20 protein-coding genes, 1 tRNA gene and 1 pseudogene are annotated in these 23,251 nt (G+C 57.1%); 13 read left to right on the top strand and 9 right to left on the bottom strand.

Annotation, left to right across the window (positions count from 1 at the left end; all coding sequences use genetic code 11):
- Window positions 1-103 precede the first annotated feature (103 nt).
- From V1475_RS04935 to V1475_RS04910, 6 genes are all read left to right on the top strand, one after another.
- Window positions 104-2,215 (top strand): YjbH domain-containing protein, encoded by a 2,112-nt coding sequence (locus tag V1475_RS04935; protein WP_479411857.1) that lies wholly within the window; start codon window positions 104-106, stop codon window positions 2,213-2,215.
- Window positions 2,212-2,880, top strand: coding sequence for a YjbF family lipoprotein (locus V1475_RS04930; RefSeq protein ID WP_434287494.1), 669 nt, complete (start codon window positions 2,212-2,214; stop codon window positions 2,878-2,880). Before V1475_RS04935 ends, V1475_RS04930 begins: the two co-directional genes overlap by 4 nt.
- A gap of 90 nt (window positions 2,881-2,970) precedes the next feature.
- A complete protein-coding gene (locus V1475_RS04925; RefSeq protein ID WP_479411856.1) occupies window positions 2,971-5,046 on the top strand; it encodes a GumC family protein in 2,076 nt (691 codons plus the stop codon).
- 163 nt (window positions 5,047-5,209) lie between these two features.
- Window positions 5,210-6,565, top strand: coding sequence for a polysaccharide biosynthesis/export family protein (locus V1475_RS04920; protein WP_434287496.1), 1,356 nt, complete (start codon window positions 5,210-5,212; stop codon window positions 6,563-6,565).
- Window positions 6,566-6,754: 189 nt separating this feature from the next.
- Window positions 6,755-6,985, top strand: coding sequence for a hypothetical protein (locus V1475_RS04915; protein ID WP_434287497.1), 231 nt, complete (start codon window positions 6,755-6,757; stop codon window positions 6,983-6,985).
- A gap of 180 nt (window positions 6,986-7,165) precedes the next feature.
- A complete protein-coding gene (locus V1475_RS04910; RefSeq protein WP_479411855.1) occupies window positions 7,166-7,681 on the top strand; it encodes a hypothetical protein in 516 nt (171 codons plus the stop codon).
- A gap of 115 nt (window positions 7,682-7,796) precedes the next feature.
- Here V1475_RS04910 and V1475_RS04905 read toward each other — a convergent pair.
- A tRNA-Arg gene (locus tag V1475_RS04905) sits at window positions 7,797-7,873 on the bottom strand.
- Window positions 7,874-8,169: 296 nt separating this feature from the next.
- Between V1475_RS04905 and V1475_RS04900 the strand changes: the two genes are divergently transcribed.
- Together V1475_RS04900 and ilvD are read left to right on the top strand one after the other, a co-directional pair.
- A complete protein-coding gene (locus tag V1475_RS04900; RefSeq protein WP_479411854.1) occupies window positions 8,170-9,228 on the top strand; it encodes a LacI family DNA-binding transcriptional regulator in 1,059 nt (352 codons plus the stop codon).
- A 135-nt stretch (window positions 9,229-9,363) separates the two neighbouring features.
- The gene (ilvD, locus tag V1475_RS04895) at window positions 9,364-11,208 is read left to right on the top strand and encodes a dihydroxy-acid dehydratase (protein ID WP_479411853.1); all 1,845 of its coding nucleotides are present in this window, start codon (window positions 9,364-9,366) and stop codon (window positions 11,206-11,208) included.
- A gap of 59 nt (window positions 11,209-11,267) precedes the next feature.
- On the opposite strand, the gene V1475_RS04890 is transcribed toward ilvD, so the two are convergent.
- A complete protein-coding gene (locus V1475_RS04890; RefSeq protein ID WP_479411852.1) occupies window positions 11,268-12,179 on the bottom strand; it encodes an META domain-containing protein in 912 nt (303 codons plus the stop codon).
- 330 nt (window positions 12,180-12,509) lie between these two features.
- On the opposite strand from V1475_RS04890, the gene V1475_RS04885 reads away from it, so the two are divergent.
- A complete protein-coding gene (locus V1475_RS04885) occupies window positions 12,510-13,274 on the top strand; it encodes a helix-turn-helix domain-containing protein (protein ID WP_479411851.1) in 765 nt (254 codons plus the stop codon).
- Window positions 13,275-13,619: 345 nt separating this feature from the next.
- Here V1475_RS04885 and V1475_RS04880 read toward each other — a convergent pair whose 3' ends face one another.
- Window positions 13,620-14,435 (bottom strand): hypothetical protein, encoded by an 816-nt coding sequence (locus V1475_RS04880; protein ID WP_479411850.1) that lies wholly within the window; start codon window positions 14,433-14,435, stop codon window positions 13,620-13,622.
- Between the two features lie 423 nt (window positions 14,436-14,858).
- On the opposite strand from V1475_RS04880, the gene V1475_RS04875 reads away from it, so the two are divergent.
- Window positions 14,859-15,335, top strand: coding sequence for a DNA mobilization endonuclease VirD1/MobC family subunit (locus V1475_RS04875; RefSeq protein ID WP_479411849.1), 477 nt, complete (start codon window positions 14,859-14,861; stop codon window positions 15,333-15,335).
- Window positions 15,336-15,638: 303 nt separating this feature from the next.
- Here the strand turns inward: V1475_RS04875 and V1475_RS04870 are convergent, their stop codons facing one another.
- On the bottom strand, window positions 15,639-16,217 hold the full coding sequence (locus tag V1475_RS04870; RefSeq protein ID WP_479411848.1) for a hypothetical protein: 579 nt from the start codon (window positions 16,215-16,217) through the stop codon (window positions 15,639-15,641).
- Between the two features lie 210 nt (window positions 16,218-16,427).
- Here V1475_RS04870 and V1475_RS04865 point away from each other — a divergent pair.
- Window positions 16,428-16,703: pseudogene (locus V1475_RS04865) on the top strand (type II toxin-antitoxin system YhaV family toxin); the annotation flags it as partial.
- A gap of 178 nt (window positions 16,704-16,881) precedes the next feature.
- Here V1475_RS04865 and V1475_RS04860 read toward each other — a convergent pair.
- Together V1475_RS04860 and V1475_RS04855 are read right to left on the bottom strand one after the other, a co-directional pair.
- Window positions 16,882-18,087, bottom strand: coding sequence for a TrbL/VirB6 family protein (locus V1475_RS04860; RefSeq protein WP_479411847.1), 1,206 nt, complete (start codon window positions 18,085-18,087; stop codon window positions 16,882-16,884).
- Window positions 18,088-18,099: 12 nt separating this feature from the next.
- Window positions 18,100-18,522, bottom strand: a complete 423-nt coding sequence (locus V1475_RS04855; protein ID WP_479411846.1) for a hypothetical protein — start codon at window positions 18,520-18,522, stop codon at window positions 18,100-18,102.
- A gap of 356 nt (window positions 18,523-18,878) precedes the next feature.
- On the opposite strand from V1475_RS04855, the gene V1475_RS04850 reads away from it, so the two are divergent.
- Entirely contained in the window at window positions 18,879-19,757 is an 879-nt protein-coding gene (locus tag V1475_RS04850; RefSeq protein ID WP_479411845.1) for a DNA adenine methylase, read from the top strand.
- Window positions 19,758-19,760: 3 nt separating this feature from the next.
- On the opposite strand, the gene V1475_RS04845 is transcribed toward V1475_RS04850, so the two are convergent.
- From V1475_RS04845 to V1475_RS04835, 3 genes are all read right to left on the bottom strand, one after another.
- Entirely contained in the window at window positions 19,761-20,834 is a 1,074-nt protein-coding gene (locus V1475_RS04845; RefSeq protein WP_479411844.1) for a hypothetical protein, read from the bottom strand.
- A complete protein-coding gene (locus V1475_RS04840) occupies window positions 20,824-21,972 on the bottom strand; it encodes a hypothetical protein (protein WP_479411843.1) in 1,149 nt (382 codons plus the stop codon). The genes V1475_RS04845 and V1475_RS04840 overlap by 11 nt, the downstream gene beginning before the upstream one ends.
- Before the next feature lie 331 nt (window positions 21,973-22,303).
- Window positions 22,304-22,726, bottom strand: a complete 423-nt coding sequence (locus V1475_RS04835; protein WP_479411842.1) for a helix-turn-helix domain-containing protein — start codon at window positions 22,724-22,726, stop codon at window positions 22,304-22,306.
- Between the two features lie 142 nt (window positions 22,727-22,868).
- On the opposite strand from V1475_RS04835, the gene V1475_RS04830 reads away from it, so the two are divergent.
- A complete protein-coding gene (locus tag V1475_RS04830) occupies window positions 22,869-23,108 on the top strand; it encodes a hypothetical protein (protein ID WP_479411841.1) in 240 nt (79 codons plus the stop codon).
- The last annotated feature ends 143 nt before the right edge of the window (window positions 23,109-23,251 follow it).

The following is a 23,251-nucleotide window of genomic DNA, read 5'->3' as shown; positions in this document are numbered from 1 at the left end:
CACGATGTCCCGTTTGACGGCACTGCCGACGCCCCCCAATATAGAGAAGAGTTTCAATGTCGGATCAGGCAAGCTATACGGGTGCCAAAGCTTGAGGTACGGTGTGACGTTTCATAAATATTTTCATGGGCTTTGGGTGTCAGCAGCCCTGTCCGCCGCCCCCGCACTGGCGCAAAATGTGGACCTCAGGTTTCCGGTCTCCACCTTCGGCACGCCCGGCCTCATTGACATGCCGACCGGAGAGGTGTTTCCCGACGGCACGCTCCACCTGAACACCGCCTTTCGCGACGGCACGCAAAGATACAATCTGAGCTTTCAGATCACACCGCGCATCTTCGGATCGTTCCGCTATTCGATCATCGACGACTACGATGCGGTGATCGGCACCCGCTACGACCGCAGTTTCGATCTGGGGTATCTGATCGCCGAGGAGACCGACCTGCGCCCCTCCGTCGTCGTGGCCCTGCGGGATTTCGGCGGGACCGGCATTTATAGCTCGGAATATGTCGCGGCCACCAAGCATTTCATGGACGAGCGCCTGTCGCTCACCGGCGGGATCGGCTGGGGGCGTCTGGGCAGCTATGGCAGCTTCGACAACCCGCTCGGCGCGCTTTCGGACACGTTCGACACCCGCGGCGCCGGTCCGTCGAGCATCACGGAAGTCGGGCGTCTGGAAACGGACCAATGGTTCCGCGGCGATGCGGCGCTGTTCGGCGGGCTGGCCTATCAGATCAGCGACCGGCTGTCTTTCCGGCTGGAATATTCCTCCGACGACTATGGGCGCGAGGTCGCGCGCACCGGCTTCGAGCACAGGACGCCCTTCAATGCCGCGCTGTCCTACGGCTTCGGCAACGGCGCGGATCTGACGGTCTATGCGCTGCACGGCTCCGAGATCGGTTTCATGGCCAACCTGCCGATCGACCCGCAGAACCCGGCCTATGCCAGCGGCATCGAAGAAGCCCCGCCTGCCCTCGTGCCGCGCCAGACCGCCGCGGCGCTGTCCTGGACCGACGGCAGCGTTGAAAGCAAGAACAGCCCGCTGTCCGCCGCGCTCCGGGATCAGGGCATCGCGCTCGAAGGCCTTACGGTCGAAGGGTCAACCGCCACGGTGCGCATGGCCAACGGGCGCTATCCGGCGGAGGCCCAGGCTCTGGGCCGCACGGCCCGGGTTCTGGCCAATCATCTGCCCGAGACGGTGACGACCTTTCGGGTGGAAAGCACCGCGAACGGGATGACCACCTCGCGCACCACGCTGCGCCGCTCCGATCTCGAGGCGCTGGAATACGATCTCGACGGCAGCTGGCGCAGCTATGTCCGCGCCGGGTTCGAGGACGCGCCCCGCACCGAGGCGACGGCGATCGCCGGGACCTATCCCAAATTCGACTGGCGCCTGAGCCCCTATTTCGATCCGGCGCTGTTCGATCCGGACAACCCCCTGCGGGCCGATCTGGGGCTTCAGGCCGAAGCCGCCTTCACGCCGGTGCGCGGGCTGATCTTCTCCGGGGCGATCCGCCAGCCGATCGTCGGCAATCTCGACGAGAGCACGCGCTCCTCCAGCTCGGTCCTGCCCCATGTGCGCACCGATGTCGTCGACTATGCCAAAGACTCCGATCTGGAGATCAAACATCTCACGGCGGAATATTTCTTCCGCCCCGGCAGGAACCTCTTTGGCCGGGTGACCGCGGGTTATCTGGAAACCATGTATGGCGGCCTGTCGACGGAACTGCTCTGGAAACCGCTCAACGGTCCGCTCGCTCTGGGCGCCGAAGTGAACTACGCGAAACAGCGGGAATTCGACCAGCTCTTCGGATTTCAGGACTACGACATCGTGACCGGCCATGCCTCGGTCTATTACGATCTCGGCCGCGGCTATCTGGGTCAGGTCGATGTCGGGCGCTATCTCGCAGGCGATTATGGCGCAACCGTCTCTCTCGACCGCGAGTTCGACAACGGCTTTCGCGTCGGCGCCTTCTTTACCCTCACGGATGTCTCCTTCGACGATTTCGGCGAAGGCTCCTTCGACAAGGGCATCCGCTTTACCGTCCCGATCGACTGGCTGAGCGGCGCGCCCGTGCAGGGCGGCTATGGCACGACCATCCGCCCGGTCCTGCGCGACGGCGGCGCGCGGCTCGATGTCCGAAACCGGCTTTACGAGGTGGTCAGGGGCAGCCAGACAAACGAGCTGGAAGACCGTTGGGGGAGGTTCTGGAGATGACCGTGAAGACCCGCATCGCGCTCGTCCTCGGCCTGTTCGCGGCTCTGAGCGGCTGTTCGTCGGACCCGAACCAATCCGCGCTCGCCCAGCAATTCCTCAACCGCTCCAAAGGCTACGACCCCGGCGCCGACTTTCTCGCAGCTCAAAACTCAGGCGCCCCGGGCTATGTGGCCGGGCTTCAGAACGGCGACAACGCCTACACGGTCTTCCTGCGTCAGACCGTCAACGCCCGGGGCGAGGAAACCTGGATCTCACCGGATCGGCTGTCTCTGGGGATGAAAGACGGGATGATGATCGCCACACGCGGCTTCGGCCACGACCAGCTCGCGGCGGATGCGCGCGAAACCTTGTCGGCGCTCACCTCGGGGCAGAATGCCGTCACCGAGCGTTTCGTCACCCTGCTCGCCGCCGGAAGCACCGCCGAGACCCTTGCCTTCCGCTGTCAGGTCACCCGCCAAAAGCAGGAACCGGTTCAGCTGAGCGACAGTTACACGGCTGACACAGACCTGTTCTATGAAACCTGCCGGAACGGCCAGATGGCGTTCCGCAACCTGTTCTGGGTGGAACGGGGCTCCCGGAGCATCGTGCAGTCGCGTCAGTGGATCAGCGAGGAGACCGGCGAATTGGCGCTCAGGCGCCTGGCCCCACAGGCGACAATTCCGTGACACCGGCGCAGAAAGCCGAGAACACGGTTGCCCTCTCTTCGGTTTTCGGATTGATTTTACAAAGTATCATGTAAAAGGAACCAGTTAGCGTTGTCCTCCTCCCCAAACATCTCCGATGACGACGTCATCGATCTTGGCGCGATGGTCGGCGCCCTGTGGCGCAAGAAACTGTGGATCATCGCAAGTGTCGTGGCCTTCGCGCTGCTGGGCGCCTTATATGTGTTTGCTCTTGCAACTCCGAAGTACCGTGCAACCTCTGTGATCCTGCTGGATGCCTCCGGCGAACAGCTTGTGGATCTCGGCGCGGTCCTGCCGAATCTGGGAACGAATTCGGAAGCCATCAACACCGAAGTCGAAGTCCTCAAAAGCCGCCGTTTGCTGGAGCGCGTCGTCACCGCCGCGAACCTGACCGAAGACCCCGAGTTCAATTCGACCCTGCGCCCGCCCGGTCTGAAGACAAAGATCAAGACCGCGCTGACGCGGTCACAGCCCGCATCTGCGAGCGAAGAGCAACAAATGACCCTGGCGATCAACGCCTTGCTGGATCGCATCTCCGTACGCAACCTGCCCAAGACCTATGTCCTGCAGGTCACGGTCGAGACCGGGGCCGCGCAAAAATCCACCCGCCTCGCAGATACGATCGCCGAACAATACATCCTGTATCAGATGGACGTGAAATTCGAGGCGACACGCGATGCCTCCGAATGGCTCACCACCCGGGTCGCAGATCTGAAAGTGGATCTGGAACAGGCCGAAGCACGCGTCTCCGAGTTCTCGACCAATTCGGAAGTGGTCAGCATCGAAACCGTCCAGGCACTCGAACGTCAGCTCAAGGAGCTGCGCGAGCGGCTTCAGACCATGCGCAGCGCGCTGCAAAGCGAAACCGCACGGCTCGACGCGCTGACCGAGGCGGAAAACGCCCCCGCCGGACAGAAAGTCGACGTGGCGGGCGACCCGCGCCTGACGACGATTTATCATGAAGCCGGCGAGGGTGCCGCCTTCGACGCCCGCTTCGGTCAAATTCTCATGCAAGCCACCACCCAGATGCAACGCACAGAGGCGCAGGTTCGCTCCCTCGAAGCCAGCATTGCCCTGCGGGAGGCCGATATTGCGCGACAAAGCGACGAGTTGATCCAGCTTCAGCAACTCACCCGCGAAGCCGAGGCCAGCCGCCTGCTTTACGAATATTTCCTCAGCCGTCTCAAGGAAACCTCCGCTCAGGAAGGCATTCAACAGGCGGACAGCCGCATCCTGTCCAATGCCGTCCTGCCGGGCGGTCCCGCCGAACCCCGCAAATCGCTTATTCTGGCCATCTCCATGATCCTCGGCGCCATGGCCGGAAGTGCCTTTGTCCTGCTGTGGGAAATGCGGCAGAACGGGTTCCGCCAGGCCTCCGAACTCGAATCGGAAACCGGCCTGCCCGTGATGGGACAAATCCCGCTTTTGCCATCGGACAACCGCCGCGAAGGGCTGGAATATCTCGCCGAGAAACCGGCCTCCGCCCAGGCGGAGGCGATCCGCAACCTGCGCACATCCGTGATGTTGTCCGGTTTGGACAAGACACCGCAGATCATCATGCTGACCTCCTCCCTGCCCGGCGAAGGGAAAACCACGATCTCCTTTGCCCTGGCCCAGAATTTCGTCGGGCTCGGCAAAAAGGTTCTCCTGCTCGAAGGCGATATCCGGCGCAGGGTGTTCAGCCAGTACCTCGACGTCAAGGACGCCAAGGGGCTGATGGCGGTGCTCGCCAATGAGATCTCCCTCGAGGACGCGGTCATTCATGACCCGGTGATGAAGGCCGACATTCTCATCAGCGAACCCAGCACGGTCAACGCCGCGGATATCCTGTCCTCCGAACGATTCGCCGCCTTCCTGGAAACCGCGCGGAACGCCTATGACATGGTCATTATCGACACGCCGCCGGTGCTCGTGGTCCCCGATGCGCGGGTTCTCGCGCAACATGCCGATGCCCTGCTCTTCACCGTCCATTGGGACAAGACCACCAAAACCCAGCTCCAGAACGCGCTGCGCATGTTCGAGACCGTCGGGGTCAGCGTCAGCGGGCTGGTGCTCAACCAGATCGACCCGAAAGGCATGAAAAACTATGGCTACGGGGATTCCTATGGGGCCTACGGGGCTTATGGCGCCAAGTATTACACAAACTGACCAGTTCTCAGGACATGTGCCCCCCATGACAAGCCCCATGACACGCCCCGGATGTGCGACGCCTCGCGCGCGCATCCTTCGCAAAAAAGAAAACCGAATGGCTGCGCCCGTCGTTTTTCGCTATGACACTCTCACGCCGTGACTTTGAACAAGGACTGACCCGTTGCGTATTGCAGTTGCTTTTATCACGACCCTCGCGCTCTCGTCCTGCGGCGCCGCCTATCACAGTCAGCGGGTGGTTTCCGGCACAACGAACGAGGCCAAAGTCCGTGTCGTCGATGTCACCCCCCAGTCCGTGATGATCGCCAATCGCTCCGCCTATACACCACACGACCTGCCTGCGGCGTTCAAAACCACCGCCGGGACCGGCAGCGGGCTGCGCGGCACCGGAGACGTGCCCGAACCGGCGTATACCGCGCAAACCCGACCCGGCGCGCTGGAAACACGCCTGCCCCCCGCAACCGCCGCGCAACCCTATAAAATCGGCATCGGAGACGTGGTGTTGCTCGCAACGCCCACCGGCACCTCAATCGAGGAACTCTCCGGCCTGCTGGCCGCCCAGAACAGCCGCCAGGGCTATACCGTCCAGGATGACGGCAGCATCGCCATCCCCGATGTCGGCCGTGTGGCCATTGCCGGGCTGACCCTTGAAGAGGCCGAAGCGACCCTGTTCCAAAGTCTCGTCGCCGCGCAGATCGAACCGACCTTCAGCCTTGAGATCTCCCAGTTCAACTCCAAGAAAGTCTCCATCGGCGGCGCGGTCTCCGCCCCCGGCGTGATCCCCGTCACTCTGACGCCGCTCTATCTCGACGAAGCCCTGGCACAGGTCGGCGGCACCACCGCCGCAAGCCTCGGTTACACCTCCGTGCGGATTTACCGCGATGGCACGATCTACCAGGTGCCGCTCGAAGCGCTCTACGCCAACAGCCGCATTCAGAAGATCCCCCTTCTGGCCGGCGACAGCGTCTTTGTCGATGACACCTATCAGCTGGATCAGGCCTCCGCGTATTTCGCGCAACAGATTCAACTCGCCGAATATCGTCAGGGCGCGCGAAGCTCCGCCCTGTCGCAATTGCAGACCGAAGTCTCGCTGCGTCGCGGGCAACTCGAAGAAGCCCGCTCCAATTATCAGGCGCAAGTCGCGCTGGATGCCACCCAACGGGACTATGTCTATCTGACCGGCGAAGTCAGACAGCAGGGCCGCTTCACCCTCCCGCTCGGACGGCAAGCCAGCCTGGCCGACGCGCTCTATGAGGGCGGCAGAGGGCTCGCCATTCAAACCGCAGATCCCCGACATATCTACGTGCTGCGCGGCTCGGAAGACCCCATGGCCTTCGATGCCCTCACCGCCTGGCAGCTGAACACGAAGAACGCCGCCTCTCTGACCCTGGCCGCACGGTTCGAATTGCGTCCCAACGACATCATCTTTGTCGCCGAACAACCCGTCACGAAATGGAACCGCACCATCAGCCAGATCACGCCTGCGCTCATCAACAGAGGCCTGACCGCGCTCGAATAGGAAAGGCGCGCGCATAATTCTGAGCCAGTCTGCGCTATTTTTTGCGCAAGGCCGGCAAACCGGTGCGAAAAAACAGAAACGACACGTTTTTCGATGCCATCGCAGCCTGAATCGCGTATGCTATCGTTAAGGTTGAAACACTGCCCCTGAAGTTTCCGGGGCAGATTCCATCAATATAGTGAGTACACCATGTCCAAATATGCCGTTTTGCTGATGTCCGCTCTCGCCCTCTCCGCCCCCGCGGCCTTCGCTCAGGACACGGGCGAGCCGAATGGCGATGAGATCCGTCTGCCGCCCCCGGGCGATGTGCAGAACTTGCTGCCCCTGCTGGCACCGACCATTGGTCTTCTGGGGGTGGCGCTGGCGAACGGAGGCGGCAGCTCCTCGACCAGCACAACCAGCACAACCTCGACCAACTAAGCCGCTCGAGACGCGTTCGGAGAAGATAGAAAAGGCACCCTCCCCGGGTGCCTTTTCCGTTGTCCGCCGCGCACCGGATCAACACTTCCTTAGGCTTTCTCTGCTCTAATCCCACCTGAACCGATGGGGATCGGTGTTCCGGGGTGAGAACACCCCCGACTTGTCACGTGGGGTGATTTCATGTTTTCCGAACCGACCGTCCGTGCGCCCTCGGCGCGCGCCAGAAACCTGTGCGCCCTTGTCGCACCCCTTCTCGCCTTGACCCTGTGCCTCTCCCTCTGGAGCACAAACGCACAGGCCGCCCGGCCAAAATCGCAACAGCCCGGCGCAACGATCGTCATCAACGGCGACCCGGGCGGCAGCGTCCGCGCCCGCTACAACGAAATCGAAGAAATCAACAGACTCGGCCAACGCATCGAAATCCGCCGCGGCGCCTGCCTGTCCAGCTGCACAATGTTCCTCGGCGCCGACAACGTCTGCGTCTCGCCGCAAGCCAGCTTCGGATTCCACGGCCCCTACAGGTTCGGACAAAAACTCACTCCCGAGGAGTTCGACCAATGGTCCAAATTCATCGCCTCTCATTACCCCCCAGCAATCCGCCACTGGTACATGACAAAGGCAAGGTACAAAACCTACAGCCCAGCACACATCTCCGGCGCCGAACTCATCAGACTCGGTGTCCAAAAATGTGAGTGAGGGCAGCTGCACCCCACCTAGCAACAGACGAAAGGTTCACCAAAACTTCTGAGCAAGGCAGGCTATCGGCGGGCTCATATATCGCAAATGAAAACGCGCAAGAAACAGGAAGTGATGGTGATCCCGGCGGGATTCGAACCTGCAACCTGCCCCTTAGGAGGGGGCTGCTCTATCCAGTTGAGCCACGGGACCACACGGTCTCTCTTAGCCCGGTGTGACACTTCAAGACAAGAGACGAAGAACGGAACATGAAGGGGGAGCAAGTTGGCCCACCGCTCCCCCTTTTGCGATCTGCCAGTTCCTCGTCCCGCTCATGCGGTACCGTCATGCAGATATTTTGCACGACTGAACTGGATCGGACCACATCTCTACCACAATCCGCACAGCAAATTGTTAGCGATAACATATTCCGTGCGCAACACGTGGACAAGGCCGTTTTATGATGTAAACTTAAGGCAATAATTCAAAACATTCAGGAGGGTCACGTCATGTCGCAGGGTTCTGGAAACACCCCCCCGAAACGCCCATTGACGCTGCGCGACGTTTCCGAAGCCTCTGGCGTCTCCGAAATGACGGTCAGCCGGGTGCTGCGCAATCGCGGCGATGTCTCGGAAACGACCCGCGCCAAGGTGCTCGAAGCCGCGCGCGAGCTTGGCTATGTGCCGAACAAGATCGCGGGTGCGCTGGCCTCGTCGCGGGTCAACCTCGTTGCTGTGATCATTCCCTCCATGTCCAACATGGTGTTCCCGGAGGTCATGACCGGGATCAACCAAGTGCTGGAAAGCACCGAGCTTCAACCCGTGGTCGGCATCACCAATTACAAGCCGGAACGCGAAGAGGCGGTGCTTTACCAGATGCTCTCCTGGCGCCCCTCCGGTGTAATCATCGCGGGACTCGAACATACCGAAGCCGCCAAGGCGATGCTCGGTGCCGCGGGCATTCCGGTTGTCGAGATCATGGACACAGACGGCGAGCCGATCGACTCGGCCGTTGGCATTTCGCATCGCCGCGCGGGTCGCAAAATGGCGCAGGCGATCATCGACGCGGGCTACAAACGCATCGGGTTTCTCGGCACCAAGATGCCGCTCGACCATCGCGCCCGGAAACGCTTCGAAGGCTTCACCGAAGTGCTGGCCAAGGCGAAACTTGAGATCGCCGACAGCGAATTCTATTCCGGCGGTTCCGCTCTTAAGAAAGGGCGCGAGATGACCGAGGCGATCCTCAAGCGCAACGAGGAGAACCCTCTGGATTTCCTCTATTATTCCAACGACATGATCGGTGCGGGCGGGCTGATGTATTGCCTCGACAACGGCATCGACGTACCGGGGCAGATCGGGTTGGCCGGCTTCAACGGCATCGAGTTCCTCGACGGCTTGCCGCGCAAACTTGCCACGATGGACGCCTGCCGTCTGGAGATCGGGCGCGCCGCTGCGGAAATCATCGCCAAACGGGTGGAAACCCCGGATGCACCCGGCGGCGAGGTGGTCACGCTCGAACCCTCCCTTGCCTATGGCGACACGCTCAAGCGCAAGAAGAAGCCGCTCTGACCTCTCCGGAGAGAGTTTTCAGCAACTTTATTCAAGATCGCACACCCCATGGTGACTGGAAATGACGCTCCGAAAGATTTAAGGAGCGTCAACGCCCGTTTTGCGGGCGATCAGTTGTAGCGGAAAGAACAGAAGATGCCACATTACAGATCCCGTCGCTCCACCCATGGTCGCAACATGGCCGGCGCCCGCGGCCTTTGGCGCGCAACCGGCATGACCGATGGCGATTTCGGCAAGCCGATCATCGCCGTGGTGAACTCGTTTACGCAATTCGTGCCGGGTCACGTCCACCTCAAGGACCTTGGCCAGATGGTGGCACGCGAGATCGAGAAAGCCGGTGGTGTGGCGAAAGAGTTCAACACCATCGCGGTGGATGACGGCATCGCTATGGGCCATGACGGGATGCTCTATTCCCTGCCCTCCCGCGAAGTGATCGCGGATTCGGTCGAGTATATGGTCAACGCGCATTGTGCCGATGCCATGGTCTGTATCTCCAACTGCGACAAGATCACCCCCGGTATGATGATGGCCGCGATGCGCCTGAACATTCCGGTGATCTTCGTTTCCGGCGGCCCGATGGAAGCGGGCAAGGTGCAGATCGGCGATCTGGAACGTGCGGTCGACCTCGTGGATGCGATGGTTGCGGCCGCCGACGATCAATATACCGACGAACAGGTGGATGCGTTCGAACAGAACGCCTGTCCGACCTGTGGCTCCTGTTCCGGGATGTTCACCGCAAACTCGATGAACTGTCTGGCCGAAGCGCTGGGGCTGGCTCTGCCGGGCAACGGATCGACTTTGGCAACGCATGCGGATCGCAAAAACCTGTTCCTTGAGGCCGGGCGCAAGATCGTGGAGATCACCAAGCGTCACTATGACGGCGAGGAAAAGGGCCTTCTACCGCGCGAGATCGCGACGTTCGAAGCGTTTGAGAACGCCATGTCCCTCGACATCGCCATGGGCGGATCGACCAACACGGTTCTGCACCTTTTGGCCATTGCGCATGAGGGCGAGGTGGATTTCACCATGACGGACATCGACCGCCTGTCGCGCAAGGTGCCGGGCATCTGCAAGGTCGCTCCGAACATTCACAACGTCCATATGGAAGACGTCCACCGCGCTGGCGGCATCTTCGGCATTCTGGGCGAGCTCTATCGTGGCGGCTTGCTGCATGGCGATGTCCGCACGGTGCATTCCGATACGATGGCGCAGGCGATCTCCAAATGGGATGTCAAAATCGCCAATGACCCCGAAGTCGAAACCTTCTTCCGCGCGGCCCCCGGTGGTGTGCGCACGACGCAGGCGTTTTCGACCGAGAACCGCTATAAGGAACTCGACACCGACCGTGAAAACGGCGTGATCCGCTCCGTCGAGCATGCGTTCTCGAAAGACGGCGGTCTGGCGGTTCTGTTCGGTAATATCGCCGAGCGCGGCTGTATCGTGAAAACCGCCGGTGTAGACGACAGCATCCTGAAATTCTCCGGCCCGGCGCATGTGTTCGAGTCTCAGGACGACGCCGTTGAAGGCATTCTGACGCGCAAGGTCGAGGCCGGCGAGGTTGTGATCATCCGCTACGAAGGCCCGCAGGGCGGTCCGGGGATGCAGGAAATGCTCTACCCGACCTCGTACCTGAAATCCAAAGGTCTGGGCAAGAAATGCGCGCTTCTGACCGATGGGCGGTTCTCCGGCGGCACCTCCGGCCTGTCGATCGGTCACGTCTCTCCCGAGGCGGCCGAGGGCGGTCTGATCGGGCTGGTGGAAACCGGCGACACGGTCGAGATCGACATCCCGAACCGGACGATCAATCTGAAAGTGGATGATGCCACGCTGGCCGCACGCCGCGAAGCGAAAGGCCCGCTGCCGTGGAAACCCGCCGCACCGCGCCCGCGCGCCGTTTCGACCGCGCTCAAGGCCTATGCCATGTTCGCATCGTCGGCGGACAAGGGCGGGGTACGCATCCTGCCCGACGAGGCAAAATAAGGCTCTGATCCAGCCCAAAAGACACGAAACGCCGCTCCATAAAGAGCGGCGTTTTTCGTTTAACGGCCTGCGGTGATCACAGCTTTGTCGAGGCTGTAGAGGACCAGCGCCCCGGTCTCGTCGATATCGAACCGATCCACGCCGGACAACACCTCGAAATAGCGGGCTTCCTGCACCATCAGCGCCTCCGGACACATCATCCGCGTCGATGCCAGCGGCCCGAATGTCAGCCCCTCCCCGGTCAACTCCACCCCGCCGGTATAGCGATTGCAACCGGCCTGCCCCGACACCTGCCCTTCGGGAGAGACAGTCAACGTCACATCACTCGCGTCAATCACGCCCTGTCCGGCAATCTCCTCGATACGCCAGTCCGATCCGCTCAAAAACGCGAGAGGTGCGCCGCCACATCCGTGCAGCACCTGCTCGCCGCGTTTCAACGTCACGCTTTCGGGATAGGGCATGCCCGTCATGTCGTCATGGCACAGGGTCGGGCGCAGAAACAGAGACAGCTCCAGCCCCTCGTACCACAAAGCACCGTCGAAAAGCCGGGCCTCAGGCACGTCCACGTCCAAACTGGTTTCACCATAATCGAGAAGCGCCTCTAGCCGCCCCTCCGCAACTCCGATCCGCCAGCCCGGCTCATTGCCACCGGCCGTCCAGTCGAAAGCCTCCGGACTCAACTGACACGTCTGTTGCGCCCCATCAGCGACCAGAGAGGCCTCATCGCCCTTGATCCAAAACACCAGATCGCCCGCCTCGGTTTCATATTTCGCCCCAGAGGCCGAGATTGACTGATGCAAAAGCGAAATTTCTCCGCCCAGATCGAGAATCGCCGCCCCTTCGGCAAACCCGACACGCCCTGCGACGGTTTCGCATGCGACCTGTGTCGAAAATCCGAAGGGAATATCTCCGGAAAACGCGGAAGAACCCGAAAGCACGGCAAGAAGGAAAACCGATTCTCTGATCAACATGACACACACTCCAATGTAGCTAGAGGCACATCATAAGACGCGAACGAACGGTTCGCCATGGCGAAGCTGTTCAGTGTCATATTTAGGAGGAAAGTGGTGAGCCGTGCAGGACTGTGTGGGGTGAGGAAAATCAACGGCTTGCGCTGGCGAACCGTAAAATCCCGTCCTTTAATTTGATTGCGCTTTTCAAGCCTCTGGCGAACCGTTTTAGGGGGCCCAAAAATCGAAAGGCCGCTGACAGGGCTGGCACCCGCGTCAACGGCCAAATCGTAATGTTTGCAAGAACTGAATATCAGATCGTGAGCCTGATCGCAATCACGGGAGGGGCCAATGTCTGAGCATTTGCCCTTCTGCAAGATCAAGTTGCAATATCTGCTTGAGATGGTCACAGACCACGAGTTGGACGACAACGCCTTGCGCGTGGCGCTCTACCTTGCGCTGGCCCATGCGGACCATGAGACCGGAGAAAGCCACCCCTCCTTTGAGACCATCGGTGCTGCTATCGGCAAGCATGCCAAATCCGTCAAGCGGGCGCTGAACAAGGTCGAGGCGGCAGGCTACATGACCGTGGAGCGCGGGACCAACAAGGGGAAATCATCACGCTACCGCCCGACCCAGGCGGCTATGCAGCGGGCCACGGATCGGCGCCGAGAAGGGGACAAGGTTGTCCCCCTTAGCCGCACCAAAGGGGGACAACCTTGTCCGCAAAGCGGGACAGATTTATCCAGCAAAGGGGGACAAGATCGCCCCCCGAATAGAGAACAAGAACTTAGAAAAGAACGGCTGGTCGCGTCTGCGCCGGATTTGCCTGATGAGGGGCAATCCGGCGAAACACGCCCAGATGGGCGCCGGCTGGTTTTCGTGCCGAGAGGTATCTGTTTCATCAGGGATTGGGACAAGAGGCTGGAAGAATCTGGTATGGGAGCTTTGGAGCGAAACCTATCTGCATCACCTCATGGTCAGCATCTCGGTTTCTGGTTGCCTGCAAAGACTCCCGCTCCGCGCGGAAGCTCAGAATGGCAACAACAGCTTCTCGTGATGCGCGATATATACCGGGAGGCATGGGCAAATAAGGATCGACGCCATGTCGGTTGAACCGGTCCCCATGGCACCGCTGCCTCGTCGCGGTCCACAAACATGCCCCGAACCTCTCCGGCGCTCGACGGTCGCGCTATTTGCTTGGGGCCTCTCGCGCCGGAGGAGAGTCAGAAATATCCTCATCATGGGCCTTGAATACCCATTCTCGCGCCGGTTTGGCCTTGCCTTGGGCGATTTCCAAAGCCTCCTTTGCACTTCGAACCAGAGCTTTGCCAAACTTCATTCAAGACACTCCTCGATGCAGGTCACAACAGGCTTGCCGACACTTACGCCCCGGCTATCTCGCCTGTTCCGATACGATTAGGGTACTCGCCGGGCCACCAAAAGCAACCCGGCAGGGCGTCAGTTTTCCGCCAGTGCGCTGCGATAATCAGCCGTGATCGCGTCGAGTTTTGCGATCTGCTCGTCGACCTGTTCTAGGCTGACATTGCGCAGCGAGGGCACGGAAACAAAAACCAGACGATCCCCCGGCTCGGGCAGTTCGAATTTCGCAACCTGCTCCTCGAAGCGTTCGATCTGACTGAACTGCATTGAGAGCGGTTCGTCCGCACGGCAGATCGCCGGGTACTGCATCATCAGCATGGCGATGGCGTTCTTATCCTGGAGCGAGCTTTGCGCATCCTTCTTCGCATCGAGGTCTTCGCGCAAATCAGAGAGCGTAGCGCACATCTCGACGATCATCGCGCGGCGTTCCTGAAGGCCGGCTTTCAGCTCCTGCCCTGCGGCACTGGCCTCGGCCAGTTCGGCTTTCATGGCCTCGATCTTTGCGGCATCCTCGGCCGCGCGCTGCTCGGCCCGCGCCGTTTCTTGTGCATCGTCCAGTGCAACGATGCGTTCGGCCAGCTCCGCACGTTCGAAATCTTCCAACGTCAGCTCCGTGCCGTTGCGCTCTGAATCGTTCAGCCAGCCCTGAAACTGCTTGCGGCATTCGGTTTTCACCATGCCCAGCATGTCTTCGGGCACGTCCTGATAAACCGCCTCGTTGATCCCGCCCAGGACCTCGGCACATTCGCGCGTCTTCGTCGTGATCTGCGCGGGATCACCGCCGTCACCAAGAAGGGCGATGAGCTGTTCGTCGCTGATCTCATCAAGATCCGTATTGCACGCCGCGAGAGCCAGCGCAGAAAATCCTGCCATGAAAACCGTGTTAAGTCGCATTCCTACCTCAATTTTCCGTTCCATGCTGGAATAGGAAATTGCAGCCCAGAGTTGTATCTAAAGAAATGCTGTCGGCAAAATTGTGCCTGTTCCTCACCTTCTGGAAATATCCTCGGGGGAGCGCGCGCAGCGCGCCGGGGGCAGACAGCCCCCGCAGCCGCCAACGGCGGCTTCTCTACTCATGCGGGAGGTCCGGTCCGGCGCGAAGGCTAACTTGCTGCATTGTGGCATTGCTGCATTGTGGCATTGCTGCGTTGGGGTTTTGCTGCGTTGGGGTTTTGCTGCATTGTTGCCTTTGTGTTTCCGAGCTGAGAGGCGTCTGAAAGAAGGGAGGTAAGGGTTGGGTTTTTCGCGAGGCAGGATATATTCAAAAGTAGAACTTTTTAGAATTTAGAGAAAATCAAACCCAACGAGCCATCTCCGATGACCAACAGCGACACAAGTCAGATGCCTTGGAAAAAACGCCGCATGAAGGGCGGCAACTGGACAAATGATGTTCAAAGCGACAAGCCGCAGCGCGTGGAGAAGCCGGTTTCCGTTAAGCTCACCGAGGCCGAGTTGGCGGAATTTGACGTGGCGATCACTCGCCTTGGTCTGAAAAGAAACCGCGCGTTGAGGATCGCTGCGCGCCGCATCGCGGGATTTGTGGAGGCCGACCCCGACACTTTGACCGAGTTGAAGAACATCACCGCGCAGATCACGGGGATAGCTCGGAACGTAAACCAAATCGCCCGAGCCGCGAACAGGACTAATGACCCAGATTATAGGGCCTTCATGGAAGAGCGTCGTGATCTTGGGAAACAGTTGTCCCGCATAGATGCTCAGATGCGGAAGTTCTTAGATACAGCGGAGCGTCGTAGCGACGGTGAAGCCAGACTGGAAAAGGCACGGAAGCAATGAGCAACCTTGCCTTGAATATGCTGACCTGTGGTCGTGCTGCACCTCTCAATATCTTGGCGGGCGATGTTGTCGTGGGCGACGATTGGGATGCGACGGCGAATTCCCCTGCACCGATCCGAGCGACACATGAGGATCGAGATCGACGCCAAGAAAGTCAATAACATGGATGCTAGTTGAAACATGTCGACCGATGCATTCGGCTAGGCTTTGCATAAGACGCAGATAAGCTGCGTCCGTAATTCTACCGTCTTGCTTGTTTTGATCGGTGAGAGAGCCTTTAAGGCCAGAAAATCTGGAATGCTCTTAGGCAGAGAGATCTTCTTGAAGCAAAGAGCGAACCTTTTGCTGTATTTCTCTCCACACCACATTTCCGTCCGGGGCGGCAAGAAGTGGGACGATGCCCGTCCTAACTTCGGGCCAAGTTAAAATACCATCATCAAGCTTCTTAAGTAGTTGTGATGGGATGATCCAAGCGCTTATTGGGGTACTTTGCTTTCTCAGCATAGAGATAACGCCTACGGAATTATTCCAGCCCCCATGACTCCCTTGAAAGCTCATTCTGCCTCGGGAAAAAACATACCATTCGGATTTAATTCCACATTCCACAACAAGGCTTGGAAGATGATATGCCGTCGAAGGCTCATCTTCGATGAGAATGTGAACCACCGGCTCTTCAAGCATTTCGAATAAGTTTTGAAAGTCATAGAGTATATCAAAAGTCTTAAATTTTGCTGAAGGCTTGCCGTGAACTTGGGGGGTGGTTCCCGTTTTGTTAGGAAGGATTGATTTGTACGGTGGGTTCGTGCTTCCCTTGCCAGAAGGCCCAATTAAATTGGCAAGATAGCTTGCTAGAATACTCAGTCCAAAATCAGAAGGTCCCATTTGAGTTTTCCTTTTAGTTGGCAAAGACGGCGCACTTAGGTGATCCAGCCCAACCAAGTTAAAACTTTACGACAAAGCCTGAATTTAGAGCGAAGCGGCAAATTTCCTAGATGCGGTGTTTAGATGCATCTTCTCGTATAGTAGGTTGGGGTGCGTCGATATATAGAATAAATATAATGTCTGGAGTTATGCGAGCAATAAGGTGGGTAACTTGGGGACGGCCGAAAGCACTGGTTTCGAGCAAAGTTTTTCCAGCCGTATCGGCTGTTCTATCGGTTCAACAGCGACGCAAAGGTCTTGGCTCTGGCTTGGGTGAACGATGAGAAAACCCTACGGGCTTATGGGAGCAAGACGGATGCCTACGCGACCTTTCGGGGCATGCTGGATAATGGCAACCCGCCGGACAATTTCGACACTCTGGTGGAGGAGGCTGTGGCTGTGGCGGAGCAATTCGAGCATGATCTCAAGGCCGCACCTGATCTCTAGAAAGCGCGAGGCAGCTTTGCGAACAAAGCTGCCTGTTAAACTGTGTCAAGGAACGCGCGGAAGTCGTCAGCATCTGTATAAACAGGCCGGATGCCCTGTCATGCTGATGCGCGCCCGTATATGGCCCGACCAATTGGTACCCTAGAGAGTATACCGAGGTGGCAAAGCGCTCCGGTTGTCATGTTTTCCGCCGCTGGGAAGCCCTCGCCACCTGAGCGCGTATGAGCTTGATTTTGGCGCTGTCCTCGCCTTCGCCCGCTTGTCGACGAACCTCACCAGTGGTGCGGGCCGCTTTGTTGGCGCGGGCGGCCTCGATCATGCCTGCGCGCCCAGCTTCTCGCCGTTCTGCACGGCTGACCACCGAGCCGCGTTCAGCGTGTTTCTGGCCGATTGTCTCACGGTTCTTTTTCATCGCGTCGGAGGTCATCTTGGCGTCTTGAAGGGCGGCCGCAACCCGATTGCCTGGTTGTGCGGCGCGCGCCGCGCCTGCGGCCGACATGCCCTGCATAACGCGCGGTCTGGTCGCGTCTATCGCACGGGAGCCAGCCATTTTGCCCGCGCTTGCGGTGCTCCGCGCCTCCTGCAATCCGCTGGTCGTCGCCACGATTGTCCCGGCCAAGCCACTCACCATATCCGGCACCTTCGCCATCATAATGACGGCACCAAGCCCCACGATCAGGAATCCGGCTGCCTGGCTCAACTCTGTCGCTTTCCCCGCGTCATCAATCATTCCCTCCCCGACGCCAACGACCGCCCCCATAATGCCGGCCAAAACCAGCGGGATCAGGGCAAAGCCTATCGTGAATTTCGCCCAGCTTTCGAACAGGCTGTTAGTTGTCTTGAACAGCAGCGCCGGAACGAAAACCGGGGCAAGAGAAACCGCCATTGCAAGGCCGATTTTTCCGATGGAGGTGACGATAATCGCCACGCAAGCCATCAAAGCTCCCAAAACCCATACGAGAACGGACGTAATGCTGATCCCGATCATTCCACTTTCTTTTGCGGCTCGATCCGAGAAATCGAACAGCCCTGTAATCATGCGATCCAACGCCTGATTCAGGTTTGGTGACTCTGTCGCCCCCAATAGAGCTGCGCCGATGGAGCCGGGCGTTTCTGTTATGATGTTGTAGATTGGCTGGAACGATGCCCAACTGGTCGCCACCGAGAGGACCAGAATGTAGCGCACGCTCCATTTCATGTATTCCGAGACCCGTATCGGCGCCCATTGGAGGAGAGCATTCGCGGCGATGAACGCGATCCCTACGATCCCCATGGCCTCCACCATCCTTGCGACCGGCTCGCCAAATGTTTCGAAAACGCTTTTTGAATATCCTTCGACAGCATCGTCAATCAGCTTCATTGTATCCGCAATGTGCGTCGCCATGCTCTTGCCCCCTTACTCGATAGCGCCGACATCGCGGCAGTAGGCTAGCGCGGCACTGGCTCCGCTATCTTCTTCTTGCAGGGCCAAATAAATCGGACGAACCGCGCTGCGTGGCAGTTCCCAGACCTCTTCCGGCACCATCGCTTCGATCTCGTCCCAGTTCCGCCGTCCGTTCAGGCAGGAGATTTCGTAGGGTTCTCCCTTTTCGAAGGCTTCACATTGCGCGCGCATGTGTTTGGCGTCCCACCGATCACGGTATTCCTGAAGCACGCGCACCATTGCGCGATTTGGTGCACGTGCCTTGATTTCGTCATCGTCGATGTTTGTCGCGCCATCGCAATGCCAGGAATTCTCTGCGGCGATGGTTGTCGCTGGGATGGCAATCAGAATTACCGCCATCGTGATTGCTGAAAGCTGCTTTTCAATAAAGAGCATTTTACCCTCCTTTTCGTTGCCCCGATTCTATCGGGCGGGAGGAGAAATGCTATAGGGCGTGTAATTTATTTTTAAATTTCAAATACATGTCAACTTTCGATCTTGAGGTGTCAGGAAGCAAACTTGAGACCTCAAGATCGAAAGTTGTGGTAAAAAAAGACGAAAGCGCAGCATCACGGTGTATGCTTATGAGGCTGCAACGAGTGCAATGTTGGTTATGGATGACCTTTGGAGCGAGGCTAGCGAAACGAAATGTTACAAGATGAAGCACAGAGGGCCCTAACATTTTTGTTCACGCGTGTTATAAGCTTCGAGAACCCGATCCAAAAGGGAAAAAAGCGAGAGATTATAAAGAGTTGGACCGCGACCTGCAAAGTATAGATTTGGGAGATTTCCCAAAGATGCGGACGGTAGAGTACCTGTCTCCGTTTCGGTACCCTGGCGGCAAGAGCTTCCTCACAGGGTACTTGGCGTCCGTTGCGGAGCGTCTTCCCAACGACACAGAAACTCACTATCTGGAACCCTATTGTGGTGGTGCGGGAGCAGCACTTGGACTACTCGCGCAAGATGCTGTTTCCAAAGTTCACATCAACGATGGAGACATTCGTGTTTACAGCGCTTGGCGTGCAATTCTTAAAGAAAACAAAAGGTTTATCAGAGAATTAGATGATCGCCCTGTAACTATGGAAACATGGCGTGAATGTCGTGAAATCATTGCGTCGCCTTTGCCTGAGTATTCTTTCGAGTTAGGGTTTGCGACATTTTTTATCAACAGGACGAGCCGAGCTGGAATCGTTTTGGGATCTGGCCCGATTGGCGGTCACTCCCAAAGCGGAAAGTGGAAAATCGACGCTCGCTATTACAAGGAAACGATCCGAAAGCGACTTACATGGATCGGGGAAAATGCCAAAAAAGTCGAACTATCCAATGAGGAAGGTATCGACTTTCTTAAACGAAAGTCCGCCGAGTTAAGCTCGGCTTCTACGCTATATTTGGTTGACCCACCATACGTTAAGGCTGGAGGGCGCCTATATCTCAACGCCATGAACGAGCCAAAACACCGCGCCCTTGCCGAGTATCTAAAGAGTGGACAATGTAAGAACTGGGTCCTTACCTATGACGACCACCCTCTGGTGCGAGAGCTGTATCGAGAGTGTAAAATGCGCAAGCTTCATGTGAACTATAGCCTCAGACGAACACGAAAAGAGGCTGAATTAATGGTCGAAGCCGCATGAGTTTTACGGCCATGGAAGTTTACGCTCTACTCCATTAACGGTAATCGCGAGTTCTTTAGAAAGCCTACGGCTTTTCGAGGCTAGTTGGCGCTTGATTGCGGTTAAGAATGGCTCACCGACGGGCGTGGTTTGCCTTGAAGCCATAACTGCCAAGTTTCGATAAATTGCTTCTATCGGCATATATCGACAGTTTGCATCTCTGCAATCTTGGGCTTCGGCTTCATGACGCTCGAAGGGAATGGCTAAGATGCCTGAAAAAGTTAGATTAGGTGGATTAACAAAAAAGCGAATTAGTCTAGTGCGTTGATCATGGCCCACAATTTTATTGCGCCGAGCGGCCCTCTGGAGCGTCGCGCCCAAGAGAGAGCAGGTACAATCAGGTCCAACTACTCCTGCAACGGTCGAGACTCCAAAAGCGTCTACCCCACCATCATTTACATTAGCTTGGTTCTCTTCTAATTGATCTGCGGTTTTGACGAGGCCAGAACCAACAAAATCTCTAATTTTATTCAACTGCCTGAGAAAAGTCTTTTTGCTGCGTGAACGACCATTCCACCACACAACACCTTCATTATCGGCCGAAAGCGCTAAAGTGCATACTATCTCGAAAATGGGCTCGAACAGTTTGGAGAAACGCAATCTGTCCTCCTTCGATATTTGTGCCAAATTTTTATCTTCCAAGACGGTAAACAGCGACATGGCGATTACCGCAACGCCCTCAGTAGTAATTTTTTCCAATGGCAGTAGGCGCACGACAGGGCCATCAGCATAGTCGATAATAAATGGATAGGCCGCGTCAAAATTTTTTTTCCTCTGATCCAGGACTTCTGCAACGGCGACCGATAACTTCTCCTTGGCAAGGTTTTCCCCTGCGAACCCCTCCTCTTCCAGAAACTCCTTTTCTGCTTCCAAGTCAAAGTCGTCAGGGTTTTCTCGAAGCTCTCCGAGTAGAAGTTCAAGGTCCGGTTGGACATCATCAATTAGCCCAACACCGTTTAAAACGGCAGAAATTTCTAGCACCAAGGCAGCAGCTCGAAACTGCGAGTAACTAGTAACCGGCGAAAATTCAATCTTCATTGAACGTCTTCAATGCTACCAAAATTGTGTTGTAGGTGCCTTTAAGGCTACTTGCTCGATCCATGGAATCATCGATTTGACTTTGTTCAAGTCGCCCTTGAATATCTGACAAATCGCTTAGGAGCATTTTTGCGTGCGTTTCCGCCTTAATGAGGCGATCTCGCCAAGCATCAACATCGAGACCGGCCTTCGCAGAGGCGTGTTCTAGGCTGCCAGTTGAAACGAGTGTTTCCGTAGCAGCGCTATGAGCCAGCACCTTTTGAAGCTTAGGGCGATCAGTCCCTTGTGATTTTATAACCCGTTCAACATCCTTTGTGCCAAAGAGCCACCCCATTAGATTACTCAATTGAGAGATGTGCCGCTGATCAACAGGATTTGGACGTATGCTCGCCGCGCGTAGTGGGGACGCCCCCCACCCAAGGTATTCCCTGGTCGCGGGATTAGGCATCATAGTATAAAGGTGCGAGAAATCGAACGATTTTCCCTCTACCTGTTCCGCCTCAATAATGCCCTCATTTAGTGCTTGTTCCAATACTTCGAAACCGACAAGCATACGCAGCATTGAGGTGGTTGTGTCGCCCAAGGCATCGGTTACCGATTTTAATGCGCCTTCGGCATCGTCTCCTTGATTGCGCAACCTATTGAACATGTCGGCAGCGAATTTGGCCTTTGGGAGGGAGCCCCAACTAGTTGGTCCGTTTACATGCTTGAAACCAATAAATGCATCAGCGTCACGCCTATCCTTGACAACAACGATTTCAATTTTTTTGAGATCATCCCGGATATTATTGTCAACTTCTGGGACGCGCGAACGGAAACGGCTTTCCAATCGGTTGGGATCTAAGAGGGTCAAGATGGCGGCCAGCCTGCGATTTCCCTCGATAACTGTATAATATCCGCTACGATCTGAGGCGATGCAGACCATCGGCTCCAGTTCAAGCCATCCTTGCGAGCTAATGGAATCCCAAAGTTCTTTAAGATTGGCTCTCTCTACAAGCATTGAAAGCGCCTGATCGGGTTCATCGACGTGCCTTAGCCCAAAGCGTGGGTTCTCTAGGTCGAGTTCGAGCTTGTTAACCTCCACTTGGATTCTCTCGTACGTCAATTTCCTAGGAGGATTTGGTTTCTGGTTAGCCATGTTACCCTCGACTTTCTGGGCTAGTTAGCCCTGAATCAGTCTGATTGATCTTCGCAAAGAGCCGTTGAATGACTATTGCCAACACACCGACAGGAGCAAACACAATTACCAGAATTGCGGATATAACCCAGAAAGCCTGAACGACCAGATTCCCATTTAAACCCACCATGCCAATGTAGAGTGAGGAAGCCAAGTACCAGACACTTGATATTGCCCATAGATCAAAAAAAGGCATAGCAATTCTATTGATGCGACGCCCTAGCGTTTCGATCGTGACTTGCCTAACGACTCGCCAGCTACGACTTGGAGCTGAAATTTCCATTTAGCTTCCCTATTCTCTCAAAAGTTCAATCCAAGTGTGGACATCGTCCATGGCTATTTCCTTTCCCTCTAAGAAGGATCGGTACCAGCGCGCGGCAATCGCTCCGCGCTTTTCGCTTTTCAGCTTGGTCCCGCTGTCGAACAGATATTTGTCCAGCGCGACCTCGAAGTCTTCTAACGCAGTCAGATCATGCTCCAGCCGAACTGCTTCCACTCCTAAGAGGATCCAGTTCAGGTCCACCTGAAATTGACGGTGCAACTCGACCAATGCTTCGACCGGAATCGAGCGCTTGCCCAATTCGTAGCTTTGGTAAGCACGCAGCGATATTCCCAGCGCTTCGGCCATTTTTGCCTGCGACATACCAAGTTCATTGCGCGCAATCGCGATGCGCGCGCCAAGAGCGCTCAGGTAGTCATACGGACGATCAGCCATTTTCGACGGCAATCCACTTGCGATTGTGCTCATTTGAGTGCTATACGCACAAATGAGCGTAATTTGTTGTGTTTCAGTATCTGAGCATGGCTCATGAGCACGCTCAACCCGATTCGCGCTATCTTATGAAAAGGAGAAGGTTTTGGCACAGGAAAAACTACTTTCACCGAAAGAGCTGGGTGATCTTGTCGGCTTGAGCGCCCCGCAAGTTCGCGCGTTGATGAACGATGGGCGGCTGGAGTTCGTCGAGATTTCCGCAAAAACCAAACTTCTGACTATGGGCGGCTGGGAACGGTTTCAGAAGAACGCAACCAAGGTGAAATGCCCCGAAGGCGACCAGCCGCGCTTGCCTTTGGGCGAACCGCAGCACCATAGCCACTAACGGAGAGGGACACACAATGGCGATGCCCCGCGCGCCCCTCACTCAGAGCGAATTAACACGATACCTCAAGGCGTACCGGGATGCGGGCATCCCTGTCGTGCGGTCAGAAATCAGCCGAGATGGTAAGGTTGTGATCTACAGCA

It is taken from the genome of Celeribacter sp. SCSIO 80838, from assembly GCF_056498065.1.
Note: the sequence above shows the minus strand (reverse complement) of the source record. Positions and strands in the feature narration are given on the sequence as shown.